The 22192-nt window shown below is 66.5% G+C and carries 19 protein-coding genes; 5 read left to right on the top strand and 14 right to left on the bottom strand.

Features of this window, described 5'->3' with window-relative positions:
• Nucleotides 1–238 precede the first annotated feature (238 nt).
• From GWK63_RS04090 to GWK63_RS04075, 4 genes are all read right to left on the bottom strand, one after another.
• On the bottom strand, nucleotides 239–1615 hold the full coding sequence (locus GWK63_RS04090) for an amidohydrolase family protein (RefSeq protein WP_007399292.1): 1377 nt from the start codon (nucleotides 1613–1615) through the stop codon (nucleotides 239–241).
• Nucleotides 1616–1619: 4 nt separating this feature from the next.
• Nucleotides 1620–3116, bottom strand: a complete 1497-nt coding sequence (locus tag GWK63_RS04085; protein WP_007399291.1) for a Ppx/GppA family phosphatase — start codon at nucleotides 3114–3116, stop codon at nucleotides 1620–1622.
• Nucleotides 3117–3164: 48 nt separating this feature from the next.
• On the bottom strand, nucleotides 3165–5468 hold the full coding sequence (locus tag GWK63_RS04080) for an RNA degradosome polyphosphate kinase (RefSeq protein ID WP_371440450.1): 2304 nt from the start codon (nucleotides 5466–5468) through the stop codon (nucleotides 3165–3167).
• A gap of 69 nt (nucleotides 5469–5537) precedes the next feature.
• Complete coding sequence (locus GWK63_RS04075; protein WP_007399288.1) at nucleotides 5538–6305, bottom strand: HdaA/DnaA family protein; 768 nt, start codon at nucleotides 6303–6305, stop codon at nucleotides 5538–5540.
• Nucleotides 6306–6441: 136 nt separating this feature from the next.
• On the opposite strand from GWK63_RS04075, the gene purM reads away from it, so the two are divergent.
• A complete protein-coding gene (purM, locus tag GWK63_RS04070; RefSeq protein ID WP_007399287.1) occupies nucleotides 6442–7539 on the top strand; it encodes a phosphoribosylformylglycinamidine cyclo-ligase in 1098 nt (365 codons plus the stop codon).
• 58 nt (nucleotides 7540–7597) lie between these two features.
• Nucleotides 7598–8170, top strand: a complete 573-nt coding sequence (gene purN, locus GWK63_RS04065) for a phosphoribosylglycinamide formyltransferase (protein ID WP_237701103.1) — start codon at nucleotides 7598–7600, stop codon at nucleotides 8168–8170.
• A gap of 227 nt (nucleotides 8171–8397) precedes the next feature.
• Here the strand turns inward: purN and ndk are convergent, their stop codons facing one another.
• The gene (ndk, locus tag GWK63_RS04060; protein ID WP_034931550.1) at nucleotides 8398–8820 is read right to left on the bottom strand and encodes a nucleoside-diphosphate kinase; all 423 of its coding nucleotides are present in this window, start codon (nucleotides 8818–8820) and stop codon (nucleotides 8398–8400) included.
• A gap of 159 nt (nucleotides 8821–8979) precedes the next feature.
• Between ndk and GWK63_RS04055 the strand changes: the two genes are divergently transcribed.
• Complete coding sequence (locus GWK63_RS04055; RefSeq protein WP_039999387.1) at nucleotides 8980–10866, top strand: ABC-F family ATP-binding cassette domain-containing protein; 1887 nt, start codon at nucleotides 8980–8982, stop codon at nucleotides 10864–10866.
• A gap of 102 nt (nucleotides 10867–10968) precedes the next feature.
• On the opposite strand, the gene GWK63_RS04050 is transcribed toward GWK63_RS04055, so the two are convergent.
• On the bottom strand, nucleotides 10969–12162 hold the full coding sequence (locus GWK63_RS04050; RefSeq protein WP_172459702.1) for an MFS transporter: 1194 nt from the start codon (nucleotides 12160–12162) through the stop codon (nucleotides 10969–10971).
• A 225-nt stretch (nucleotides 12163–12387) separates the two neighbouring features.
• On the opposite strand from GWK63_RS04050, the gene GWK63_RS04045 reads away from it, so the two are divergent.
• On the top strand, nucleotides 12388–13512 hold the full coding sequence (locus GWK63_RS04045; RefSeq protein ID WP_007399280.1) for an AI-2E family transporter: 1125 nt from the start codon (nucleotides 12388–12390) through the stop codon (nucleotides 13510–13512).
• Between the two features lie 222 nt (nucleotides 13513–13734).
• Here GWK63_RS04045 and GWK63_RS04040 read toward each other — a convergent pair whose 3' ends face one another.
• The 5 genes from GWK63_RS04040 to GWK63_RS04020 form a co-directional block, all read right to left on the bottom strand.
• Entirely contained in the window at nucleotides 13735–14010 is a 276-nt protein-coding gene (locus GWK63_RS04040; RefSeq protein WP_039999441.1) for a hypothetical protein, read from the bottom strand.
• A 248-nt stretch (nucleotides 14011–14258) separates the two neighbouring features.
• Nucleotides 14259–14846, bottom strand: coding sequence for an HAD family hydrolase (locus GWK63_RS04035; RefSeq protein ID WP_007399277.1), 588 nt, complete (start codon nucleotides 14844–14846; stop codon nucleotides 14259–14261).
• Complete coding sequence (locus GWK63_RS04030; RefSeq protein ID WP_007399276.1) at nucleotides 14843–15337, bottom strand: hypothetical protein; 495 nt, start codon at nucleotides 15335–15337, stop codon at nucleotides 14843–14845. The genes GWK63_RS04035 and GWK63_RS04030 overlap by 4 nt, the downstream gene beginning before the upstream one ends.
• A 16-nt stretch (nucleotides 15338–15353) precedes the next feature.
• Nucleotides 15354–16493, bottom strand: a complete 1140-nt coding sequence (locus GWK63_RS04025) for a DegT/DnrJ/EryC1/StrS family aminotransferase (RefSeq protein ID WP_034931541.1) — start codon at nucleotides 16491–16493, stop codon at nucleotides 15354–15356.
• Entirely contained in the window at nucleotides 16490–18460 is a 1971-nt protein-coding gene (locus GWK63_RS04020; protein ID WP_007399274.1) for a polysaccharide biosynthesis protein, read from the bottom strand. Before GWK63_RS04020 ends, GWK63_RS04025 begins: the two co-directional genes overlap by 4 nt.
• Nucleotides 18461–18527: 67 nt before the next feature.
• Between GWK63_RS04020 and GWK63_RS04015 the strand changes: the two genes are divergently transcribed.
• On the top strand, nucleotides 18528–19565 hold the full coding sequence (locus tag GWK63_RS04015; protein ID WP_007399273.1) for a glycosyltransferase family 4 protein: 1038 nt from the start codon (nucleotides 18528–18530) through the stop codon (nucleotides 19563–19565).
• Nucleotides 19566–19630: 65 nt separating this feature from the next.
• On the opposite strand, the gene GWK63_RS04010 is transcribed toward GWK63_RS04015, so the two are convergent.
• The 3 genes from GWK63_RS04010 to GWK63_RS04000 all read right to left on the bottom strand — a co-directional run bounded on the left by GWK63_RS04010 (nucleotide 19631) and on the right by GWK63_RS04000 (nucleotide 22162).
• The gene (locus tag GWK63_RS04010) at nucleotides 19631–20086 is read right to left on the bottom strand and encodes a hypothetical protein (RefSeq protein WP_007399272.1); all 456 of its coding nucleotides are present in this window, start codon (nucleotides 20084–20086) and stop codon (nucleotides 19631–19633) included.
• Nucleotides 20087–20135: 49 nt separating this feature from the next.
• Nucleotides 20136–20558, bottom strand: coding sequence for a MarR family winged helix-turn-helix transcriptional regulator (locus GWK63_RS04005; protein ID WP_112209909.1), 423 nt, complete (start codon nucleotides 20556–20558; stop codon nucleotides 20136–20138).
• Between the two features lie 164 nt (nucleotides 20559–20722).
• On the bottom strand, nucleotides 20723–22162 hold the full coding sequence (locus tag GWK63_RS04000; RefSeq protein ID WP_039999385.1) for a leucyl aminopeptidase family protein: 1440 nt from the start codon (nucleotides 22160–22162) through the stop codon (nucleotides 20723–20725).
• Nucleotides 22163–22192 lie beyond the last annotated feature (30 nt).

The following is a 22192-nucleotide window of genomic DNA, read 5'->3' as shown; positions in this document are numbered from 1 at the left end:
CCGGAACAGCCGCGTGTTCCCTCTTGCGTTATATATGGAACCTGCCCGGCTCCTGTCACCTCACCAAAAAAGGCAATGGCCCCATCGCAGAATGAGTGCGCCACGGGACAAAACGCTCCAGCCCCCGTCATCCGGCGTGCAGACATCTACAGCAGGTCACGCAACCCCCGCCCCCCCGCGGACCCATGGGTTACCCATCGCCATCCGGTGCAATGAATGGCGTGGCCCCTGTCCGGGATCAGCCATCGCGCAGGGACAGGCGGGCCGCCTCGCGCAGTTCCACCGACAGGCCGGAGCGGAAGGCCGGGCACGGCACATAGGTCCCGTAACAGCCGTCATCATACAGCCGGTTGTCCTTCCACACCGTAACCCCGCCCCGGATCACCTGCACCGCGCGGCCACCCAGCATGATCCCGCCATAGGGGGTACCGGGGCCGTGGGGGCTGGTTTCCTGAGCATCGGGGTCCCACAGCACCAGATCGGCATCAGCGCCGGGCATGATGGCCCCCTTGCGTGGATAGATGTTGAAGGCACGCGCCGCCGCCTGCGCGGTCACGGCCACGAATTCCTCCGCCCCCAGCAGCCCTGCCTGCACGCCATGCCGCCAGACCACGCGCATGCGTTCCGCCAGGCCACCGGGCAGGCCATTGCCCGGCCGGCCCACCGGGCGGAACCCGCTGGCCACCATGCCGATGGTGCCACACGCCAGTGCCCCCCACAGCGCACGCCGGTGCGTGCCGTCACGAAAGGGCGGCAGGCTGGTCCAGGCGGCACCACCCCCGGCCGCATCGGCGTCATGGGCCGTCTCGTCCACCACCAGATGGGGGGCCAGCACATGCCCCTCCACGCGCTGGCCGTTCAGGCGGGCGGCGGCCAGGCAGGCTACGGCCCCCGTGGTGGAAACCGGGCCGACCTGCACCGGCGCGCCCTTCAGCCCCGCCAGCATGAGGGCACGGCCCGTGGCCTCGGCCTCGACCGGCGGGGGCGCGCTGAGCAGGCAGGCCTCGCCCCCCGTAATGCCCGCCCGCGCCAGTTCCGCGCGCAGATAGGCCACGGCCTGCGCGTTCTGCGCCTCGATCCGGCATAGCGCGCCACAGGCGGCGGCGTGGCCGGCCAGTTGCAGGATGGCGCGGTCGGACAGCCCGTCGGCCATGGACAGGTGAAAGGCGTTGACCCCCCTGCGCGCCACCAGCACGTCCATGCCCTGCAGCACATCGGGGCTGGCTGCGGGCAGCGCCATGTGCACCCCCACATCGACCCGTGAACGCGCCGCCGCATGCCACCATGCGCGCCATGCATCGTCCAATGAAGCACCCAGCGGGTACAGGGTATCGAGTATGGTGGTGGTGCCCCCCGCAAGGGCCTCGGCCGTACGGGCAAAACCGGCTTCATCCGCGCCGATGGCGGTATGCGGGTCAACCCCGCCGGGCATGACCAGCAGGCCACCGGCATCGACCACCGTGCAGCCAGCCGGTATGTCCAGATCCGGCCCGACGGCCAGCATCTCGCCCATGCCGCCACACAGCACATCCACCCGCAGCGAGGCCTGCCCCGTCACCACCATGCCGCCACGCACCAGCAGCAGGTCACGCACCACCCCGTGCCGCGCGCCCATGCCGCTAGTGATCGCGGATCTTGACGGACAGGCCCAGCGCCGCCCCCAGGCGCTCAAGCCTGCGGCGCACGCTTTCCCCCTGCACCACGTCCCGCCCCGGGGCGAAATGCAGCGACAGGACGCCGCCTTCACACTCCAGCCGCGTGCCATCCAGCAGCGCCTCGGTCCCGCCGCTGACACTGTAGGCCAGCCGCAGGGCCTGCCCCAGCGCCACGGCATGGCCAAAACGCATCGGGTCGAGCAGCAGCCGTGAGGGTTGCAGGTAATCCATCGACAGGTCAGCCCCGTACCGCACCGCCAGCGTAAGCGACAGGAAAGCCCGCGCCGGATGGGTAAAGCCCACGCCCTGCAGGCGCAGGATGCGCAGATAGGTCTGTTCGGCGCGGTATTCCGGGTGGTCATGCGCGCCCACATCCGACAGGCCGCAGGCCACATGGCGCAGGCGCCGGGCGTCCTCATCCTCCTGCACGAAAAGCGGGGCGGTCCAGTCCGCCAGCCGACCCGGCAGGGTCATGCTGCGGCCCAGCATGCGGCACATTTCATGCGCCACCGCGTCCTGCGGGTCATTGGCCGCGACCGAAGCGGCGACATTGCGCATGTACCACCCTTCCCGCAGGCCATCGACACAGAACACCACCCCGCGCGACTGCGTGCGCCGCATGAGGCGGCGCAGCACGGTCGCGGCATAGGGCGTATCCTCCAGCCGCTTGCGCGGCACGCCGGGCAGGCGTTCAAGCGAACGCCGGCCGGCCCCGATGATCCAGTCCGCCATCTCACGCGCGGTTTCGGGCGGCAGGCTGTAAAGATGGACGATGTTGAGCGGATAGGCCGTGCGCGCGATCTGCAGGCGTGCCAGCGCGCGGAAGGCGCCGCCCACCAGATAGATGTCCTGCCCCTGCACGTCATCCAGCCAGTCCACGCGGGACAGGTCCTCATCCACCAGCGCGCGGGCGCGGGCCAGGTCGCCATCAGCCCGGTCATTAAGCCGGATCACCCCCAGCGGCAGCGTGCAGGCATTGCGCTTGCGCCCGTTCTCCAGCCGGATCAGTTCCAGCGAGCCACCACCGATATCGGCCACCAGCCCGTTGGCGTCCGGTATGCCGCACAGCACGCCGGTGGCGGAGTAGTCGGCTTCCTCCTCCCCGCTCAGGATGCGGATCGGCACGCCGGGCAGGCGCGCGCGCAGGCCCGCCACGAATTCCGGCCCGTTGGAGGCATCGCGCACGGCGGCGGTGGCCAGTACCTCGAAGGGGCTGGCCTCCATCCCGCGCGCAATGGCGTTGAAGCGGGCCATGACTTCCATGGCCAGCGGCACGGCTTCCTCGTTCAGCCGCCCCGTGGCGTTCAGCCCCCGGCCCAGGCGCAGGACCACCTTTTCGTTGAAGATGGGGGCCGGATTGCGCGAAATGCCGTCAAACACCACAAGGCGGACGGAATTCGACCCCAGGTCTATGACCGCCGAGCGGTGAAACCCACCATTACCCGTCACATCCGGCCCCATATGCTGCCTGTCCCCCATGCCATGCGCGCGCCATCCATGCCGTTGCCCTCAGTCCTCAATATTCTGTTCCGTATGCCATGGCTGGGAGGCGCTGACCCGGATGGGGGCATCCCCCGCCGCCGTGCCGCGCCCCATCGGCCCCGGATGCTCCATGAAATATTCATGCGATGAAAACGGCCTGCGTCCCGGCTCCAGCCTGCGCCACACGCCGTTGCGCTGCAGGATCCATGACTGCAGGTTGTCCTTCAGGTCAATGACCATGATCTGGTCCAGCACGCGGGCATGGATCTGCGGGTCCAGCATGGGCACCATGCTTTCCACCCGCCAGTCCATGTTGCGCTGCATCCAGTCCGCCGAGGAAATATAGAGCTTCGCCTGCCGGGAAGGCAGGCGGTGCCCGTCACCAAAGGCATAGATGCGCGCGTGTTCAAGGAAGCGGCCGACGATGGACTTGATCCTGATGTTTTCCGAAAGCCCCGGAACACCGGGGCGCAGGCAGCAGATGCCGCGCACCACCGCCACGATGCGCACCCCGGCGCAGGAAGCTGCGTACAGCCGGTCGATCAGGTCGGGGTCCACCAGCGAGTTCATTTTCAGCCAGATATGCGCAGGCCGGCCCGCCTGCGCATGCGCGATCTCGCCCGCGATCAGTTCCTCCAGCGTGCGGCGGATCGTGACGGGGGAAAACGCGATCGCCTCCATCCGGGCGGGCACGGCATAGCCGGTCATGTAGTTGAACAGCCGTGCCGAGTCCCGCACCAGTTCGGGATTGCAGGTGAAGTAGGACAGGTCGGTATAGATGCGCGCCGTGATGGGATGGTAGTTGCCGGTGCCGAAATGGGCATAGGACCGCAGTGCCCCCCCCTCGCGCCGCACCACAAGGCTGAGCTTGGCATGGGTCTTGAGGTCGGAAAAACCAAAGACCACCTGCACGCCCGCCGCCTCCAGCGCACGCGCGAGGCGGATGTTCGCCTCCTCATCGAAGCGTGCGCGCAGTTCGACCATGGCGGTCACGGCCTTGCCCGCCTCCGCCGCCTCGATCAGCGCCTTGACGATCGGGCTGTCGCGCGACGTGCGGTACAGCGTCTGCTTGATCGCCACCACGGCGGGGTCAAGCGCTGCCTGCCGCAGGAACTGCACCACCACGTCAAAACTCTCGAAGGGGTGATGCACGATCATGTCACGCGCGCGGATGGCGGCAAAGCAGTCACCGCCGCAATCGACAATCCGTTCGGGAAAACGCGGGGTGTAGGGCGGGAACAGCAGGTCCGGCCGGTCATCGACGATCAGCTGCTTGAGGTCCACCACCCCGATCAGCCCGGACTGGACGGATACCTCATCGGGAGGCGGGGCCAGCCCTTCGGCCATGGAGCGGGCCAGGTCCTCGGGCATGCGGGATTCGATATCGAGATGGATCACCACCCCGCGCCTGCGCCGCTTGAGCGCGCTTTCGTACGAGCGGACCAGATCCTCGGCCTCGTCCTCGAACTCCACGTCCGTGTCGCGCACGATGCGCATCACCCCCCAGTCCCCCGCCACCAGGCCGGGGAACAGGCGGTCGATGCACATGACAATCAGGCGTTCAAGCAGGATGAAGCGCGTCACACCGGGGGGCGACAGGCTTGCCGGCAGCCGGATGAAGCGCTCGATGCGCGCGGGCAGCAGGATCAGCGCCTCCATCACGAACTGCCCGGTCTCGGCATTGAGCAGCCGCAGCGCCTGCGCAATGCCCATGTTGGGAATGAAGGGCAGCGGATGGGCGGGGTCTATGGCCAGCGGGGTCAGGACGGGGAATACCCGCTCCATGAAGCAGCTTTCCAGCCAGGCCTGTTCCTCGGCGGTAAACGAGACCTCGTCACACAGCACGATGCCCGCCCCTTCCAGCTCGCGCTGCAGGTCGCGCCAGATGCGCTGCTGTTCATACAGCAGCCTGCCGGTCCGCTCACGCACGGCGGCCAGCTGCTGCTGGGGGGTCAGGCCATCGGGCGAGGTCTTGACCAGCCCCTCGCGCACCTGTCCCACCAGCCCCGCCACACGCACGGAGTAGAATTCATCAAGGTTGCTGGCGCTGATCGACAGGAAGCGCACCCGCTCCAGCAGCGGGTTGCGGGGATTGTCGGCCTCATCCACCACGCGCTGGTTGAAATCGAGCCACGACAGTTCCCGGTTGATGAACCGCTGGGGCGACGTGGCATCGGGCAGCGGCATCACGGGTTCACGCACCACCATCTGCCGCCCCGTGCTGGCAGGCTTGCGGCTGCGCGTACGGGCACGCGGGGCCGGTGCGGGCTTGGCTGCGGACTTGCGTGGCGGTCTGGTCACTGGTTTCAAGCTCCCGTTCGGCGGTGGCATTATGTTTGTTGCAATCGACCCTAAAGAGCCATGCGGGTCCTGGCCAGAGCATGGATGCCGGCACGCCGTTCAGGGACCGGGACCGGGCGGCGTATCCCCGGCCCCCGCCAGCATGTCGGACAGCACGCTTGCCGCCAGCGCGCGGGTGACGGGGCGCCCCGTGGCCAGGGCCGCGTGATCAAGCCGGCGCACGGCGGCCTGCATGGCGCGCGCGGTACGCGGCAGGCGGCGCAGCAGCCATTCCACCACCGGCTGGGCCACCACGATCTGCCGTTCCGCCAGCAGGCGCAGCAGCAGCACGCGCAGCAGCCCGTCCCCCGGCTGGCCCACGGCCACGGCCATGGTCGCGCGCAGCCTGCTGGCCAGATCGGGCAGGATGACCGGCCAGCGCGCCGGTGGCGTGCGCGCGCCCAGCAGCACGGCCATGCCCTGTTCCCGCGCGCTGTTGAGCAGGTGCAGCAGCGCATGCTCGTCACCGCACATGTCCGCCCCGTCCAGCGCCATGGCCATGGGTGGCCTGCGCCCGCCACGCGCGGCAAACAGGGCCGCGACATGCGCATGCGTCAGGCTGCCGCCGTGCAGGAGAAGGGCCTCATGCCGCCGCGCCCAGATATCGAGCATATGGGTCTTGCCGGTGCCCGCCGGCCCCCACAGCGCCAGCCTGCGTTCGGGCCACGGGGTGGGACCGAGCAGCCAGCTGCGGGCGGCGGCGTTGGAGGCGGAAAACACGAAGTCACTGGCGGCAAAGCGCGGCGTGTGGGCAAACGGCAACACCAGCTGCCCGATCGCCCCGGCAACCGTGTTTTCATCCGTTTTCAGCTTCGTGCGCCCATCCACTGCTTTGTGCGTAGCCCCGCCATGACGTAAAGAGAGCCGGAAGTCCGTTTGGCCCCGGTTCCATATGGCGGTTTTCATAGCCTGCCCGCGGGAGTCCGGGGAAGTGATAGTTTGATTACGAAAAAAGGCCCGCCGCATGACGTCCGCCCCCCGCCCGCCCGTTGCCCCCGCCGATACCACGCCCGCCACCTACCGCGATGCCGGGGTGGACATTGCCGCCGGTGACGCGCTTGTCGAAGTGATCAAGCCCGCGGCAAAGGCCACGGACCGTCCCGGCACGATGGGGGGGCTGGGCGGATTTGGCGCGCTGTTCGACCTGAAGGCGGCGGGCTTTGCCGACCCCATCCTTGTCTCCTGCACCGATGGGGTGGGCACCAAGCTCATGATCGCGATCGAAAGCGGGCTGCATGAGACCGTGGGCATCGACCTTGTGGCCATGTGCGTGAACGACCTGGTGGTGCAGGGTGCGACACCGCTGTTCTTCCTGGACTATTTCGCCACCGGCAGGCTGGCGGTCGAGGATGCGGCCAAGGTGGTGCGCGGCATTGCAAAAGGCTGTGCCGACTCCGGCTGCGCGCTGGTGGGCGGCGAGACGGCGGAAATGCCGGGCATGTATGCCACGGGCCATTACGACCTGGCCGGTTTCTCGGTCGGGGCGGCGGAACGCACGGCGCTGCTGCCCGGCACCATCCAGCCCGGTGACACGCTGATCGGCCTGCCCTCTGCCGGTGTGCATTCCAATGGCTTCTCGCTCGTGCGCAGCATCGTCACCCGCAGCGGGCTGGGCTGGGACGCGCCCTGCCCCTTCGCCGAAGGCCAGACACTGGGCGAGGCGCTGATGACGCCCACCACGCTGTACGTCCATCCCGTGCTGGACCTGCATCATGCGGGGCTGCTGGTGGGGGCGGCCCATATTACGGGCGGCGGCCTGCCGGGCAACCTGCCGCGCGTGCTGCCCAAGGGTGTGTGCGCCGTGGTGGATGGCACGAGCTGGCCCATCCCGCCCGTGTTCAGCTGGCTGGCCAGCACCGGCAATGTCACGACCGAGGAAATGCTGCGCGTGTTCAACTGCGGCATCGGCATGGTGCTGGTGGTGCGCGACAGCGCCGCGGCCCTTGCCCATCTGGCCGAACGTGGCCAGCAGGCCTTCGTGATCGGCTCGATCGTGGCGGGCGAAAGCGCGGACAGCCCGGCCACGCTGGCGTTTGACGAACTGCCCGAACTGCGTGACTGATCCGGCCGTGCAGCACAAGACACCCATCGCCATCCTGATCAGCGGGCGCGGCAGCAACATGCGCGCGCTGATCGAATCGTGCGCCCGCCCCGACTACCCGGCCCGCATTGCCCTGGTACTCAGCAACAACCCCGACGCGCCGGGGCTGGACGTGGCGCGGGCTGCGGGCCTGACAGCGCAGGCCATCGACCACCGCCCCTATAAAAAGGACCGGGCGGCGCATGAGCGCGCACTGGATGCCGCCCTGCGCGCGGCGGGCGTGGACTATGTCTGCCTTGCGGGATACATGCGCCTGCTTACCCCGTTCCTGACCACGGCATGGCGCGGGCGGATGCTCAACATCCATCCCAGCCTGCTGCCCGCCTTCCCCGGCCTGCACACGCATGAACGCGCGCTGGAAGCGGGCAGCCGCATCCATGGCTGCACCGTGCACTGGGTGACCGAAGGCATGGATGAAGGCCCCATCATCGGGCAGGCGGCGGTGCCCGTCCTGGCCGATGACACGCCCGATATGCTGGGCGCGCGCGTGTTGCGGCAGGAACATCGCCTGTATCCCGCCGCCCTGCACCGCGTGCTGGCGCCCGACGCGGCACCCGCCGCCGCCACGTCAGACTGCCTGCTGTCGGTCTGATCCCTGATCCGTAAACGTTTTCGGGTGCTGACTTTTTTCAAAAAGGCGGCGTTCCCTGAAGCGTTCCGGGCTTTCTGAAAAAAGCTTTACCAGAAACTGCCTTGTGACGGGCATGATGGTGCCAGGGCCAATTGTTCAGACAGCCTCCGGGCATGAAAAAAGCCAGCCCGAAGGCTGGCTTTTCCATTGGCGGGGACAAAAGCCCCCGCCACCATGACCCGTAAGGATCAGGGCAGGATTTCGGTGCCGGCGAAGAAGAAGGCGATTTCGTTCTTCGCGTTTTCCAGGCTGTCGGAACCGTGGACGGAGTTCGCCTCGATGCTTTCGGCAAACTGCGCGCGGATGGTGTGGGCCTCGGCCTTCTTGGGGTCGGTGGCACCCATCACTTCGCGGTTCTTCAGCACGGCGCCTTCGCCTTCCAGCACCTGCACCACGACCGGGCCGGAGATCATGAAGGACACGAGGTCGTTGTAGAACGGACGCTCCTTGTGCACTTCATAGAAAGCGCCCGCGGTCGCCTTCGTCAGCTGGATGCGCTTCTGGGCAACGATGCGCAGGCCATTGCCTTCGAACACGGCATTGATCTTGCCGGTCAGGTTACGGCGGGTCGCATCGGGCTTGATGATGGAGAGGGTACGTTCGACTGCCATGGGACAGCTCCTTTCAAACAGATACTGAAATGCACGGGGCGGCATTGGAGATGACCCGACATCGCCCTACAAGGGCCATCTAGAGCATATCGCCGCGGACTGGTAGGTACAACCCGCACGAAACCAGCCATGTCCCCCATATTGCCGGAGTTTTCCCCCGTGAGCCTGCTCGTCATAACCGACCTGACCCTGCGCATTGCCGGCCGCACCCTGCTTGATGGTGCCAGCCTGAGCATTGACCCGGGTCGCAAGATCGGCCTTGTCGGCCGCAACGGGGCCGGGAAATCCACGCTTCTGGCCGCCATCGCAGGCGATATCGCGCCCGATGGCGGCACGATCCACCTTTCCGCCCGCGCCCGCATGGCACGCATCAGGCAGGAAGCGCCCACCGGCCTTGGCTCCCTGCTGGATACGGTGCTGGCGGGTGATACCGAACGCACCAGCCTGCTGGCCGAATCCGAAACCTGCGCCGACCCCGCCCGCGTGGCCGACATTCACGAGCGCCTGCTGGCCATCGACGCCCATAGCGCCCCGGCGCGGGCGGCGGCCATCCTGTCCGGGCTGGGGTTCAGCACGGAAGCACAGGCGCGCCCGGTATCGGATTTTTCGGGCGGGTGGCGCATGCGCGTGGCCCTTGCCACGGCACTGTTCCTCAACCCCGACCTGCTCCTGCTGGATGAGCCGACCAACCACCTTGATCTTGAAGCCACGATCTGGCTGGAAAACTGGCTGGCCCGCTTTGCGGGGGCGGCGCTGATCGTCAGCCACGACCGGGGCCTGCTGGACCGCGCGGTCGATGCCATCGCCCATCTGGACCGCGGCAAGCTGACCCTGACGCCGGGCGGGTACGAGGAGTTCGTGCGCATCCGCACCGAACAGGCGCTGCAGCAGGCCCGCATGGCCGAGCGCATCAACGCCCGGCGCGCGCACATGCAGTCCTTCGTTGACCGCTTCCGCGCCAAGGCCACCAAGGCAAAGCAGGCGCAGGCCCGCATCAAGGCGCTGGAAAAACTGCCGCAGATTGACAGCGTGGTGGAGGATACGCCCAGCCACTTCGCCTTCCCCGAACCCTCCGCCCTGCCGCCGCCCATGCTGACCATGGAGCGGGTCTCGGCCGGGTATGGCGATCACACCATCCTGTCCAACCTGTCACTGCGCATCGACATGGAGGACCGGATTGCCCTGCTGGGTGCGAACGGCAACGGTAAATCCACCTTCGCCAAGCTGGTGGCGGGCAGGCTTGCCCCGCAATCGGGCACGATGCAGCACAGTCCGAAGCTGAAGGTGGGCTATTTTGCCCAACACCAGGCCGAGGAACTGCGCCCGGACGAAACCCCGGTAGACCACATGGCCCGTGCCCTGCCCGGTGCCACGCCGCCTGCCGTGCGCGCGCAGCTGGCCCGCTTCGGGCTGGATGCGGAACGGGCCGAAACCCCCACCCGCGACCTGTCAGGCGGCGAGAAGGCCCGCCTGCTGCTGGCACTGGCCACGCGGGACGCGCCGCACCTGCTGATCCTGGATGAACCCACCAACCACCTTGACCTTGACGCGCGGGATGCGCTGATCCGGGCGCTGGCGGAATTCGAGGGCGCGGTCCTGCTGATCAGCCATGACCCGCATCTGGTGGAACTGGTGGCCGACCGGCTGTGGCTGGTGGGGGACGGCACGGTGCGCCCGTTTGAGGGCGACATGGCGGAATACCGCACATGGCTGACCGAACGCGCCCGCGCGGTCTCGAACAGTGATCCCGCACGCCCCGCCGCCGCCCCCAGGCGTGACGACCGCCGCGAACGCGCCGAAGCCCGCAAGGCCACGGCCCCCCTGCGCAAGCGCATCCGCGACGCCGAACAGCTCATGGCCCGCCTGGTAGCCGAGCGTGCGAAGCTGGAAGCCCGTCTGGCGGACCCCAAGCTGTATGAAAGCGGCAGGGCGGAGGATGTCACGGCACTCAACACCCGGCTTGCCGCCATCGCGCGCGAACATGACAGGGCGGAAGAAGACTGGCTGGAGGCGGAGACGGAACTGGAAGCTGCCAGCGCGGAGTGAAATGTAATAAAAGTTTTTGGGTGTCGCCTTTTTTCCAGAAAGGCGACGTTCCCTGAAGCTTCTTGAAAAAAGCTTTACCAAAAACGTCTTTTCGTTTTTCTGTCAGGCTGGCAGGCGCCGCAGCCCGGATCGCTGGACCAGTATGCCCAGCCCGAACACCGCAAGCCCGGTAGCTGACAGGCAGGCTGCTGCCCATCCGACCGACTGCATGCCGTAACCCGCCGCAATCACAGCGCCCCCCAGCCACGCCCCGAAGGCATTGGCGATATTGACGGCGGAATGGTTCAGGGCGGCGGCCAGCACCTGTGCATCCGCCGCCACATCCATAAGCCGCGCCTGCAACGCGGGCAGCAGCCCGATGATGCCGCCCATAAGGCTGATCACCAGCAGGATCGCCACCATATTGCCCGCACACAGCGCAAACAGGCAGGACATGAGCGTGCTGCCCGCCAGGATCACCGCGATCGCCCGCACGGGGCTGGCATCAACCAGCCTGCTGCCCGCGATATTGCCCGCGACCATGCCCACGCCCCATAGCGACTGCGCCAGCGGCACCACCCCTGCCGGCACATGGGTGACCGTAAGCAGCACCCCGGTCATGTAGGAGCCGATGCAGAACATGCCGCCAAAGCCGATAGCCCCTGTGGCCAGCGTGAACCACAACGGCCCCCGCTTCAGCACGCCCAGTTCGCGCAGGGGCGAACTGGCGGGTCCCGCCGCCATTTCGGGCACGTTGCGCGCCAGCAGGCCCAGCGCCACCACGCCCATGAGCGTGATGACCCCGTACATCGCCCGCCAGCCCAGCACCTGCCCGCCCCATGTGGTCAGCGGCACCCCCACCACATGGGCCACCGTCAGCCCGACGAACACCCCCGCCACCGCGCGTCCCCGGCGCGCGGGGTCCGCCATGGCGGCCATGATCAGGGCAGCCACGCCGTAAAAGGCCCCATGTGGCAGTCCGGTCATGAACCGTGCGTAAACCAGTGAGCGGTATCCTGGCGCCAGGACGGAGGCCGCGTTGCCCATAATGAACAGAACCTGTAGCGCCAGCAGCAGCCTGCGCCGCGACAGCCCGGCCCCCATAATGGTGATGAGCGGCGCGCCCACCACCACCCCCAGCGCGTACGCGCTTATGACATGCCCCGCCACCGGCACCGATACGCCAAGCGTACGCGCCATGTCGGGCAGCACGGCCATCAGCGCGAACTCCCCCGTGCCAATGGCAAAGGTGGCGACGGCCAGCGCCAGCCCGGCATGGCCCACCAGCGGGCGGCGGCCCGCGGGGCCGGAAGGCATGTCAGGACTGGTCACATATCCGCCCTTTCGTGGCAGTAAGGATTGGCTTACGGCTTGCAGGTCAGTGCGGGGCCGGCCCTGTCATGCGTAATGGGGCGGCATGGCCCCGCATTGCAGTCCGGCCCGGCGCGACCCAGGCTTCGTGCCAAACGTTATCGTGGTTCCATCTGTGCCTGCATTCACGCACGGCACAACCCGTTTCATGCCCACCATATGGACATTTAGATGACACTCTCATCCCCTTCGGCCCCTTCCCACGTCCCACCGGAGTCCGGACACGGCACGGAAAAAAACCATTCCGGGGATCCCCGCGCCGTACAGCTTGCCCGTATCTATGCCCTGCTGCGCCTGACGCTGGCCATCACCATCGTGGTCATGCTGATCTGGGTGGTGGGCGATGTACTCATGGTCATCTTCGCCGCGACCCTTGTCGCCGTTATCCTGCACAATCTTGCCGGCATTGTGGAACGCCGCACGCACATGCCCTACTGGCTGGCACTGGGCGCCGTGGTGGTCGTGCTGATCGGTGCCCTGACCGGACTGATCTGGAGCAGCGGCCCCGAAATCTCGGAACAGGCGGTCAAGCTGCGCACCGCCCTGAGCGAACAGGCCCACAACCTGCGTAACGGCATGGGCGATTCCTCCACCGGGCGCATGATCCTGGACAACCTGCCCACCACACTGGGCGGCAATGAAGCCACATCGGGCAATAGCGGCTTCGGTTCGCTGGCCGGGTCCATGACGGGCTTCGTCTCCTCCGCCTTCGGGGCGGCGGGCACGCTGGCGGTCATCCTGATCGCGGGGCTGTATTTCGCCATCTCGCCCGAACTGTATGTCAACGGCATGCTGCGCATGGTGCCCCATCCCTACCGCATGACGGCGCGCGAACTGCTGCTTACGGCGGGGCGCACCCTGTGGGCCTGGACGGCGGGGCAGGCACTGGACATGACCGTGGTGGGGCTGCTGTCCTTCATCGGGCTGTGGTGCATTGGCGTGCCGCTGGCGCTGGCGCTGGGGGTTGTGGCGGGGCTGGCCAACTTCATCCCCTATATCGGCGCGTTCGTGGGCGCCGTGCCCGCCGTGCTCATCGCGCTCTCGCAGGGCACGCGGGAGGGGTTCATGGTGATGGGGCTTTATGCCGCCATCCAGTTCTTTGAAGGCAATGTCATGGCGCCCCTGATCCAGCGCCACGCCGTGCAGATGCCGCCCGGGCTGACCATCCTGTCACAGACGATCTTTGGTACCATCCTTGGCATTCCGGGGCTTATCCTGGCATCTCCCCTCACCGCCGCCCTGCTGGCGGTGGCGGACCGCGCCACCCCGGAACTGAAGGAAGACGAGCGGGTCTGAAGACCGTTTCACGATAATGGATTGATCATGAACGAGCGTTTTTGGGGCCGTTTAAAAAAACGATCCCAAAAACTTTGACCCTACCGGAACTGCTGGTCGAAAGCCCATGACCAGCGATGTCCCGGTCCGGATGGATGGCAGTGTCATCCTGTTCTGTCCGGCCTCTTCATGTATTCTCAAAAAAGCTGGCATTCCCCGTTTTCCGGGATTTCATATGCAGGATCATGACCAGTCATCATACCTCCGGTAACGGGGATCGCGAGGAGTGCAGATGACCATAAAAAAGTAGATAATTCCGGCGATTATCCAGATTCCCGCGAGTGCCAGAGCCGCGATGACAAAATAGTACGCCACAAACAGTGGCCAGAGCACGACATGCAGAAACGTATGGAACGTTATGTATTGAATACCAGGTAATCCAAAGATGAATACCTGAAACATGACCCCCAACAGCAGGTAGAACAGGACTAACTTAAAGGTGGAAGGCGTCTCTGTCACATTCCGATTCCTGTAGCCGGATGTTTCCATATAGGCAGGGTATGCCTGCCCTAGCACATTATAAGACCACATTGTCTATATTATTTATGAAAAGCGCAGGCAGACATCTGCCTCAGGGGCCGCATGCCCATTCCTGACCATGCCCCCGATCATACCCGGGGGCTGTAGCCAGGCCACAGCCCCGGTGCACTGCCCCCGCCGGTGTCGATATATTTCGGGCGGACGAAGTGGACCCGGTCCGGTTATCCCTATCCGGCCAGCAGGGTATTCACATCCACATGCGCCATGCCCGCGCGGGTGGCGGCCAGCATGCCCTCGCGGCTGTCCTCGAACACCAGGCAGGCACCAGGTTCAAGCGCCAGCCTGCCCGCCGCCAGCAGGAACATGTCCGGCGCGGGCTTGGGGTTTTCCACGTCATCTATGGTGATGATGGCGTCAAACAGCCGTTCCAGCCCCAGATGGCGCAGGCAGGCCGAAACGATCCGCCGCGACCCGTTGGATGCCACCGCCATGGGCAGGCGACCATGGTAATGGCGGGCAATATCCGCCACCACCGTGATCTCGCGCAGCGCATGCAACTGCTGGAGCATGCCATCGCGCGCCCGAGTTATGATGCCCTCGCGGTCCACGCCGCGGCCCAGCTTTTCCTCGATGATGTCAAGCACCATGTGCTCCGACATGCCACCATGGCCATGGAACCACTCCAGCGGCACGTTCTGGCGCAGGCTGTCCTCCAGCGCCGCGATCCAGCCCTCACGGTACATGGGCAGGCTGTCGACCAGCGTGCCATCACAGTCAAAGATCAGCCCGGCCGTGCTGTGTGGCACAAGGCTCATGGGAAAGCGGACCGGGGATAGTCATACTGGTTGACCAGATCACGCAGCGCGTTGAAATCCTTGTCCTTGTAGTGATGGAAGCGGATGACGGCGCCCGGCTTTTCCTCCACGAACACGGTATTGTTCCAGTCCGCCGCACTGATGCCGGTCCAGAGCGTGATACGGTAGGGAGCGGGCTGCCCCCCTGCCTGCGGCTGCTGGCCGGCAGGCGGCGCCACCTGCATTTCCAGCACGGCATCCCCGCTGGAAGGCGGCGTCTGGCCCAACGGGCCCCAGCCCTTGGTATGGGCCTGCATCCAGTCATTGAGCGCATGGACCTGGGCTGCGGTCAGCGGGCGCTCCGCGCGCATCGGGCCGATTGAAATGGTGCCGCTTTCCATGGTGGGAAAGCTCATCGGGCGGAAATTGGGCATGGCCATGTACCACAGCCCCGCCGCCGTACCGATGGTAATGAACAGGAACCCGATCAGCAACGCTGTCTCGCGTCTCATTGTCGTATGATCTCCCTCAGGACTCGCACACGGCCGCGATAATCCGGCCTACGTCGTTATCCGACAGTTCAGGATGCAGCGGCAGCGCCATGATGCGGCGCGACAGGTCCTCGGCCACGGGCAGGGCCGCCCCGTCATGGCTGGCCCTGTAGGCAGGCTGCTGGTGCAGCGGGCGCGGATAGTAGATGGCCGAGGCGATGTTGTGCCCCTTCAGCCTGTCCTGCAATGCGGCGCGCGCGTCTTCCCCCTTCGTCAGTACGGAATAGACCGACCACGACCCGTGGCTGTCCGGCACGCGGGCGGGCGGGATGACATGGCCTGCAAGGCCACGGTCATAGGCCGCGGCGATTTCGCGCCGGCGTTCAAGCTCCATGTCGAACACATCCAGCTTGGCCAGCAGGATGGCGGCCTGGATCGTATCAAGCCGTGCGTTCATGCCGGTGCGCAGGACTTCGTAGCGGGTCCTGCCTTCGCCATGCGTGCGCAGCGAGCGGTAAAGTTCGGCGCGCGCCGGGTCATCGGTCAGGATGCCGCCCGCATCGCCATAGGCCCCCAGCGGCTTGGAGGGGAAGAAGGACAGCGTGGTCGCCACCGCCTCACGCCCCAGCCTGCGGCCGCCCAGCGTGGCACCAAAACCCTGGGCGCAATCCGCCATCAGGAACAGCTTCTCCTCCGCCGCGATCGCGCGCAGTTCCGCCCACGGCGCGGGCTGGCCGAACAGGTCCACCCCGATCACCGCGCGCGGGCGCAGCCTGCCCGCCCTGCGCACGTCGGCGATGCGGCTGCGCAGGCTGGCGGGGTCGATCTGGAAAGTAGCGGGGTCCACATCCACGAATACCGGGGTTGCGCCCAGCACCAGCGGCACCTCCGCCGTGGCGGTATAGGTGAAGGCGGGCAGGAACACGGCATCGCCCGCGCCGATTCCCTCCGCCATCAGCACGATCTGGATGGCGTCCGTGCCCGATGACACGCCAACACACTGCGCGGCACCGCTGTAGCTGGCCAGCCGCCCCTCCAGTTCCGCGACTTCAGGACCCATGACAAAGCGGCAGTGCTGCATGACCGCATCGACACGCTGCCTGATTTCCTTGGCGATCAGGCTCTGCTGCTGGGGCAGGTTCAGAAAACCTATGGGTGTCTCCACCGGAGCGTTCATGATGCATTCCTTTCCACATCGATCTGCCCCGCCGGGTCGGGCATGTCCATGCCATGCGGGTTATGGGCAAATTCGGGTACAAGCCTCCGGACCAGATCCAGCGCACGGGCGCCATCACCATCCCGGCATGCCACTGTAAGTGCATCCATGATATTGGCGACCTGCGCAAGGTCCACCGTACGCGGCGTTGCCATCCGCAGGCCGGGATAGCCGGTGGGCTGCAGGATTTCCTTTTTGTAAAACAGGTCTTCCGTCAGCTTTTCGCCCGGTCGCAGGCCCGTGAAACGGATGTCGATGTCACGCCCCGGCCGCAGCCCGGCCAGCACGATCATCTGGCGTGCCAGATCCACGATCCTGACCGGCGTGCCCATGTCCAGCACGAACACCCCCCCCCGGCGCAGCGGGGCGGCAAGCCCCGTGGCCTGCACCCCCGTGCCACAGGCCGTGGCCTGCAGGACCAGCCCCACCGCTTCGGACACGGTCATGAAATACCGCTCCATGCGCGGATCGGTGACCGTAAGCGGGCCACCACGCTCCAGCTGGTGGCGGAACAGCGGGATGACCGATCCGGTCGATCCCATGACATTGCCAAACCGCACGCTGACGCAGCGCATGCCGGTGGCGCCATCCGTCATGTTGCAGGCCTGTACGTCCAGTGCCTGACAGTACATTTCCGCCACCCGCTTGGACGCCCCCATGACCGAAGCGGGATTGACCGCCTTGTCCGTCGAGACCAGCACCATCGCCCGCGCCCCATGCCGGGCGGCGATATCGGCCACGATACGGGTGCCCGTCGCGTTGGTCAGCAGGCCCTCGCAGGGGTTTTCCTCCACCATGGGAACATGTTTCAGCGCGGCGGCGTGAAAGACCAGTTCCGGCTGGAAACGGGCAAAAACCCGTTCCATGCGGGCAGGATCACGAATATCGGCCAGCACCAGATGGCGTGCCGGCTCCGGCGCGTTTTCCGCCAGGTCTATGTCCACCTGCCACAGCGCGAACTCCCCCACATCCAGCAGCACCAGTTCAGCGGGGCGGTGGCGGGCAATCTGGCGGGCCAGTTCACTGCCGATCGTGCCACCCGCCCCGGTAATCAGCACGCGCCTGCCCCCCAGCAGGCCAGCCAGTCCCTGCGCATCGGGCAGCAGGGCCGGGCGGTTGAGCAGGTCCGCCAGCCGGACCGGATGCAAGGGGCCCGCCTGCCCCCCGGCAATACCCGACAGGTCGGGCATGCAGCGCACGCGGGCACCCGTATCCTGCACCATCCGCAGCACACCGGAAAGCCGCTCCCCCCTGAAGCGCCCGTCCGCCACGACCAGCAGCACGTCACCATCCCGCGCCATGGTGGAAACGATACGGCGCAGTTCCGTCACCTGCCCCAGAACCGGCACGCCGCGCACCCGCCGCCCCGGCCTGCGCTGGCGGCTTTCCACCACCATGCCCACGACACGCCCCGCCATGGCGGGCATGAGCTTCAGGAACCGCGTGGTGTCGGCCTCACTACCCAGCACGATCACGGGGCAGCCCACCCGCCCGGTACGCGGGCCTGCCTGCCGCCAGCGCTGGTAGGCCGCCCGCGTGGCCGCCATGCACACGAAGGCCGCCATGCCGTAGCTGACGCACCAAGACGCGGCCCCGACCCCCCTGTCGCCCGCTGCCGCCAGCACCCCCATGACCAGTACGCCCGCCAGCACGCAGGCGCAGCCCAGCCGCCAGAAATCCGACCGCCCGGCAAAGCGCCAGTGCTGTACGAAAATGCGAAACGGCAGTCCCCCCGCCGCAATGCCGCCCAGTCCCAGCCCGGCCACGCCCCATAGCGGCCAGCCCCCGGGCGCGTGACCGCACAGGCCAACCGCCCCAAGGGCCGCCACGGCCCCCATGATCACATCAAGGGCGCTGTTTACCGCTATGGTCCGTGTCATGCGCAGGCATGAGGCAAGAGAACGGCTGCCGGAGGATTGCGTCACCATTACTCTCTCCCTATAGCCGAGCAGGGCAGGGGCAAGAAGGAGAGATCATGCACCGCACCGTGCTTTCATGACGCCACCGCCTTCCACGCATGACGGGGCCGCCCTCGCCGCCGCGCTGCTGGTGGGTGCCGCTGCCGTGGCGGCACTGCTGTCGCGCCGGGTCATCGGGCTGCATGTCATGGATTATCCGGGCAGCCGCAGTGCGCATGCCGCCCCCGTGCCCAAGGGCGGGGGACTGGCCATCCTGACCGTTTTCGTCATTGGCGTGCCGCTGCTGCAGCGCATGTTCCACCACCATCCCGATGTGGGGGACGTGACACTGCTGGCCGCAACCGCATGGCTGGGCCTGTTCAGCTGGCGTGACGACATGCGCCCCATGCCGCCGCTGTGGAAGCTGGGGGCACAATGCGCCGCGGGCATGCTGGTGGCATGGGGCGGCATGGCGGCGTCAGGGCACGGCGTAACCCTGCCGGGGCTGGCATGGCGCATGCTGTGGCTGGTCATGCTGTGCAACGTGCTGAATTTCATGGACGGGCTGAACGGACTGGCCAGTGGCTGCACGCTTATCGCGGCCCTTGCCACAGCGGCACTCTGCCTGATGGCGCAGGGCGGCGTGGAGACATGGGGCACCGCACTGCTGCTGGCGGCGGGCATAGCGGGCTTCCTGCCCTTCAACTTTCCCCATGCCCGGCTGTTCATGGGGGATGTGGGCAGCCAGTGCTGCGGGCTGGTGCTGGGCGCGCTGGGGCTGCACATGGCCACCATGCCCCGGCTGGCGCACGGGACGGCGCTCATGCCGCTCATGCTGTGTGGCCTGCTGGCCGATGTGGGCCTGACCCTGCTGCGCCGGGCGTGGCTGCGGCGGCCCGTCATGCAGGCGCATCGTGAACATGTCTACCAGATGGCCCATCGCGCGGGCCTGCCCGCCCCCTTTGTCACGCTTCAGGCATGGGGGGCGACACTGTGCGGCGCGCTGGCGGCCATGGTGGTGGGCCTGCATGGCGCGCGCCCGGCCATGTCCCTTGGCGTGCTGCTGTGCCTGCAACTGGCCTGGACCGTGGTCGTGGCCCGGCTTGTGCGCCGCACGCCCGGGCTGCACTGGTAGCAAAAGGAACAGGGGAACGGCCTGCTGGCCATTCCCCTGTCCGTGCAGCCGACAGTGGATCGTATTTATTTGGTCAGGGTAATCTTCATGCCCTGTGCCGCGGCGGCCAGACGACCGCCGGAACTGGATGTATCAAGCCGGATACGCACGCCCGCCGGATTGTTGAGCAGTACGGCCCCGATGCCGGTCCCCGCCGTCACATCACCGTTGACGGCGGCGTAGCTTCCCTCGAAATCCTTGACCCGGGTCAGGTTATAGACCGTGCCATGTCCCTTGATGTTGGCATACCCCACCGCCGCCAGTGACCCGCCTTCGATCCTGAAACGATAGGTATGGTGCTGGAACACGAGCTTGCCCGTGCCCCATGTGTGACCAACGCCGATATCAAGCGACTTGAACTTCATGGTCACCTCGCCCGACGGCGTGCCAAGCGTGGACTCCTCGGCCATGGCGGCGTGGGGAAGACCGGCCAGCGGAGCCAGGACGAGTGCGAGAACAGCCAGACGGCGTGACATAAGCATGGGATCAGACCCTTTCCATCCTTGGGTGCAATATTGACCCGCAGATAACTCAGCCCGCGCGGCGCAGTTCCTCGACCCCGCGCACACGCTGCGGCCTGCGGGCCGGGGCGGCTTCCTTTTCCTGGATCGCGGTTGCGGTCTCGGTCACGATCTTGCACAGCTCACGCAGGTAGGCCTTGCCCTTGGGCGTGTAGCGGATCAGCACGGAACGGCGGTCCATCTGGTCCTGCACGCGGCGCACCAGGAACAGCGCCTGCAGCCGGTCCAGCGCACGGGTGATGGCGGGCTTGGACACGTTCAGCTCTGCAGCAAGACCGCGGACCGTCTGCTCGTCATTGGTGAGATAGCAGGTCAGGAACACGGCCAGCTGGCGTGCCGAAAGATCCAGCCCGTCGCGGCGGACCATGGCGACAATGGTGTCGCGCAGGGCGTTAATCGTCTGGTCCTGATTAGTCTGTGATGCCTTGACCATCGGTTGAAATCCTCTGTCGAATGTCAGGTCCGGCTCCCTGCCCGCGCAAGTGCGGGAATCGGGCCGGACCTGGAATGATGTCGTTTGCTACTGCCTATATAATTGGCATTTACGGCATATATAAGTCGCAGCAAGCAAATTAGTTCGCATCCGGCATTGTTTCTTTAGTGGTGCATTCTGTCCTCGATATTAAATATTTTTAATATCCCTTCGTAAGTCGCTCTTAAACCAAGACTTTCTCCACCTTCCGGTTTGCCAGGCCGTGCAGAATCATTCCATCCGTAGGTGTCGATATGAACCCAGCGCACATCAGTTTTGACAAAATTCTCCAGAAAAAGGGCCGCCGTAATGGCCCCGGCCATCGGTTTGGATGAAATATTGTTCAGGTCTGCCACCGGACTGCGCAGCCATTTCCGGTAGCCCGGCCATAGCGGCAGCCGCCACAGCGGGTCGCCACAGGCCATGCCCGCGGCAACGAAAGCGGCACCCGTTTCCGCATTGTTGCTGAACAGGGCTGGAACATCCGGGCCAAGGGCCACGCGGGCCGCGCCGGTCAGGGTGGCCGCGTCAACCAGCAGGTCGGGCTGGCGCGCGCAGGCCGCGTGCAGCAGGTCGCACAGCACGAGTCTGCCCTCCGCATCGGTATTGCCGATTTCCACCGTCAGCCCCGCGCGCGTCCGCACCACGTCGGACGGGCGCATGGCATGACCGGATACGCTGTTTTCCACGCAGCCCAGCCGCAGTTCCAGCCTGACGGGCAGGTCACGCAGCATGATCAGGCGCGCCAGCCCGAGCATGATGGCAGCGCCCCCCATGTCCTTTTTCATCCGCAGCATGCCGGCTGGCGGCTTGAGGTCGTAGCCACCCGTATCAAAACACACGCCCTTGCCCGCCAGTGAAAGAAGCGGGGCATCATCCGTGGCGGTGCTGCCCTGCCAGTGTGCTTCCACCACGCAGGGCGCGCGCTCCGATCCCATGCCCACATGCCGCACGGTCGGGAAATCCTGCGCCAGGCGGGCACCACGCAGCACCGAGACATGCGCCCCCAGTGGCAGCAGGGCCGCTTCCGCCGCCGCTGCCAGATCATCCGGCCCCATGAGGTTGGGGGGCGTGTTGATGAGCGAGCGGGCCAGGTTCATGCACTGCGCCATCTGGCTGGCGCCATGCCCCTCCGCCCCCACCACCAGCCGCGCCGCCGGGGCGGCGGGCGCGTTTTCCCGCCCGAATGCCGGCATCCGATAGGCGCCAAGGCAGAAGCCAAGCGCGATGTCGCCCGCTGCCACCTCCGCCGGGGCGCTGACCCGCCACAGCCCGGCGGGCAGCGAGTCGGGCAACGCGCCGAATACGAACGGGTCGGCCCCTTCCACTTCATCCCCCATGCCCAGCAGGGCGGTGGCAACCGTGCCATCGGCCCCCGGCAGCAGCTGGATCTGGCCATGCCGGGCGACAAACCCGGCCTGCGTGGCAAAGCGGGCCGCCCCTTCCCCCACCAGCGCGGCCAGTTCACCCAGCATGCCGGGGCGGATGGCATGCACCACCCCTACCGGCTCATGCCCCACATGATCGGCGGCGACCAGACTGTCCTGTCCTTGCAAGCTGTTCATCGAACGTCCCTTCGTGCATGGCTTTATATC

The sequence above is a fragment of the Komagataeibacter rhaeticus genome (genome assembly GCF_011611525.1).
GTDB lineage: Bacteria > Pseudomonadota > Alphaproteobacteria > Acetobacterales > Acetobacteraceae > Komagataeibacter > Komagataeibacter rhaeticus.
Note: the sequence above shows the minus strand (reverse complement) of the source record. Positions and strands in the feature narration are given on the sequence as shown.

Bases quoted from the DNA above. Each gene is read 5' to 3' on its own strand.
- GWK63_RS04000 (WP_039999385.1), bottom strand. From the start codon at position 22,162: ATGAACAGCTTGCAAGGACAGGACAGTCTGGTCGCCGCCGATCATGTG.
- GWK63_RS04085 (WP_007399291.1), bottom strand. From the start codon at position 3,116: ATGGGGCCGGATGTGACGGGTAATGGTGGGTTTCACCGCTCGGCGGTC.
- GWK63_RS04045 (WP_007399280.1), top strand. From the start codon at position 12,388: ATGACACTCTCATCCCCTTCGGCCCCTTCCCACGTCCCACCGGAGTCC.
- GWK63_RS04005 (WP_112209909.1), bottom strand. From the start codon at position 20,558: ATGGTCAAGGCATCACAGACTAATCAGGACCAGACGATTAACGCCCTG.
- GWK63_RS04010 (WP_007399272.1), bottom strand. From the start codon at position 20,086: ATGCTTATGTCACGCCGTCTGGCTGTTCTCGCACTCGTCCTGGCTCCG.
- purM (WP_007399287.1), top strand. From the start codon at position 6,442: ATGACGTCCGCCCCCCGCCCGCCCGTTGCCCCCGCCGATACCACGCCC.
- GWK63_RS04035 (WP_007399277.1), bottom strand. From the start codon at position 14,846: ATGAGCCTTGTGCCACACAGCACGGCCGGGCTGATCTTTGACTGTGAT.
- GWK63_RS04090 (WP_007399292.1), bottom strand. From the start codon at position 1,615: ATGGGCGCGCGGCACGGGGTGGTGCGTGACCTGCTGCTGGTGCGTGGC.
- GWK63_RS04080 (WP_371440450.1), bottom strand. From the start codon at position 5,468: ATGCCACCGCCGAACGGGAGCTTGAAACCAGTGACCAGACCGCCACGC.
- GWK63_RS04020 (WP_007399274.1), bottom strand. From the start codon at position 18,460: ATGGTGACGCAATCCTCCGGCAGCCGTTCTCTTGCCTCATGCCTGCGC.
- purN (WP_237701103.1), top strand. From the start codon at position 7,598: ATGCGCGCGCTGATCGAATCGTGCGCCCGCCCCGACTACCCGGCCCGC.
- GWK63_RS04050 (WP_172459702.1), bottom strand. From the start codon at position 12,162: ATGCCTTCCGGCCCCGCGGGCCGCCGCCCGCTGGTGGGCCATGCCGGG.
- ndk (WP_034931550.1), bottom strand. From the start codon at position 8,820: ATGGCAGTCGAACGTACCCTCTCCATCATCAAGCCCGATGCGACCCGC.
- GWK63_RS04015 (WP_007399273.1), top strand. From the start codon at position 18,528: ATGACGCCACCGCCTTCCACGCATGACGGGGCCGCCCTCGCCGCCGCG.
- GWK63_RS04030 (WP_007399276.1), bottom strand. From the start codon at position 15,337: ATGAGACGCGAGACAGCGTTGCTGATCGGGTTCCTGTTCATTACCATC.
- GWK63_RS04025 (WP_034931541.1), bottom strand. From the start codon at position 16,493: ATGAACGCTCCGGTGGAGACACCCATAGGTTTTCTGAACCTGCCCCAG.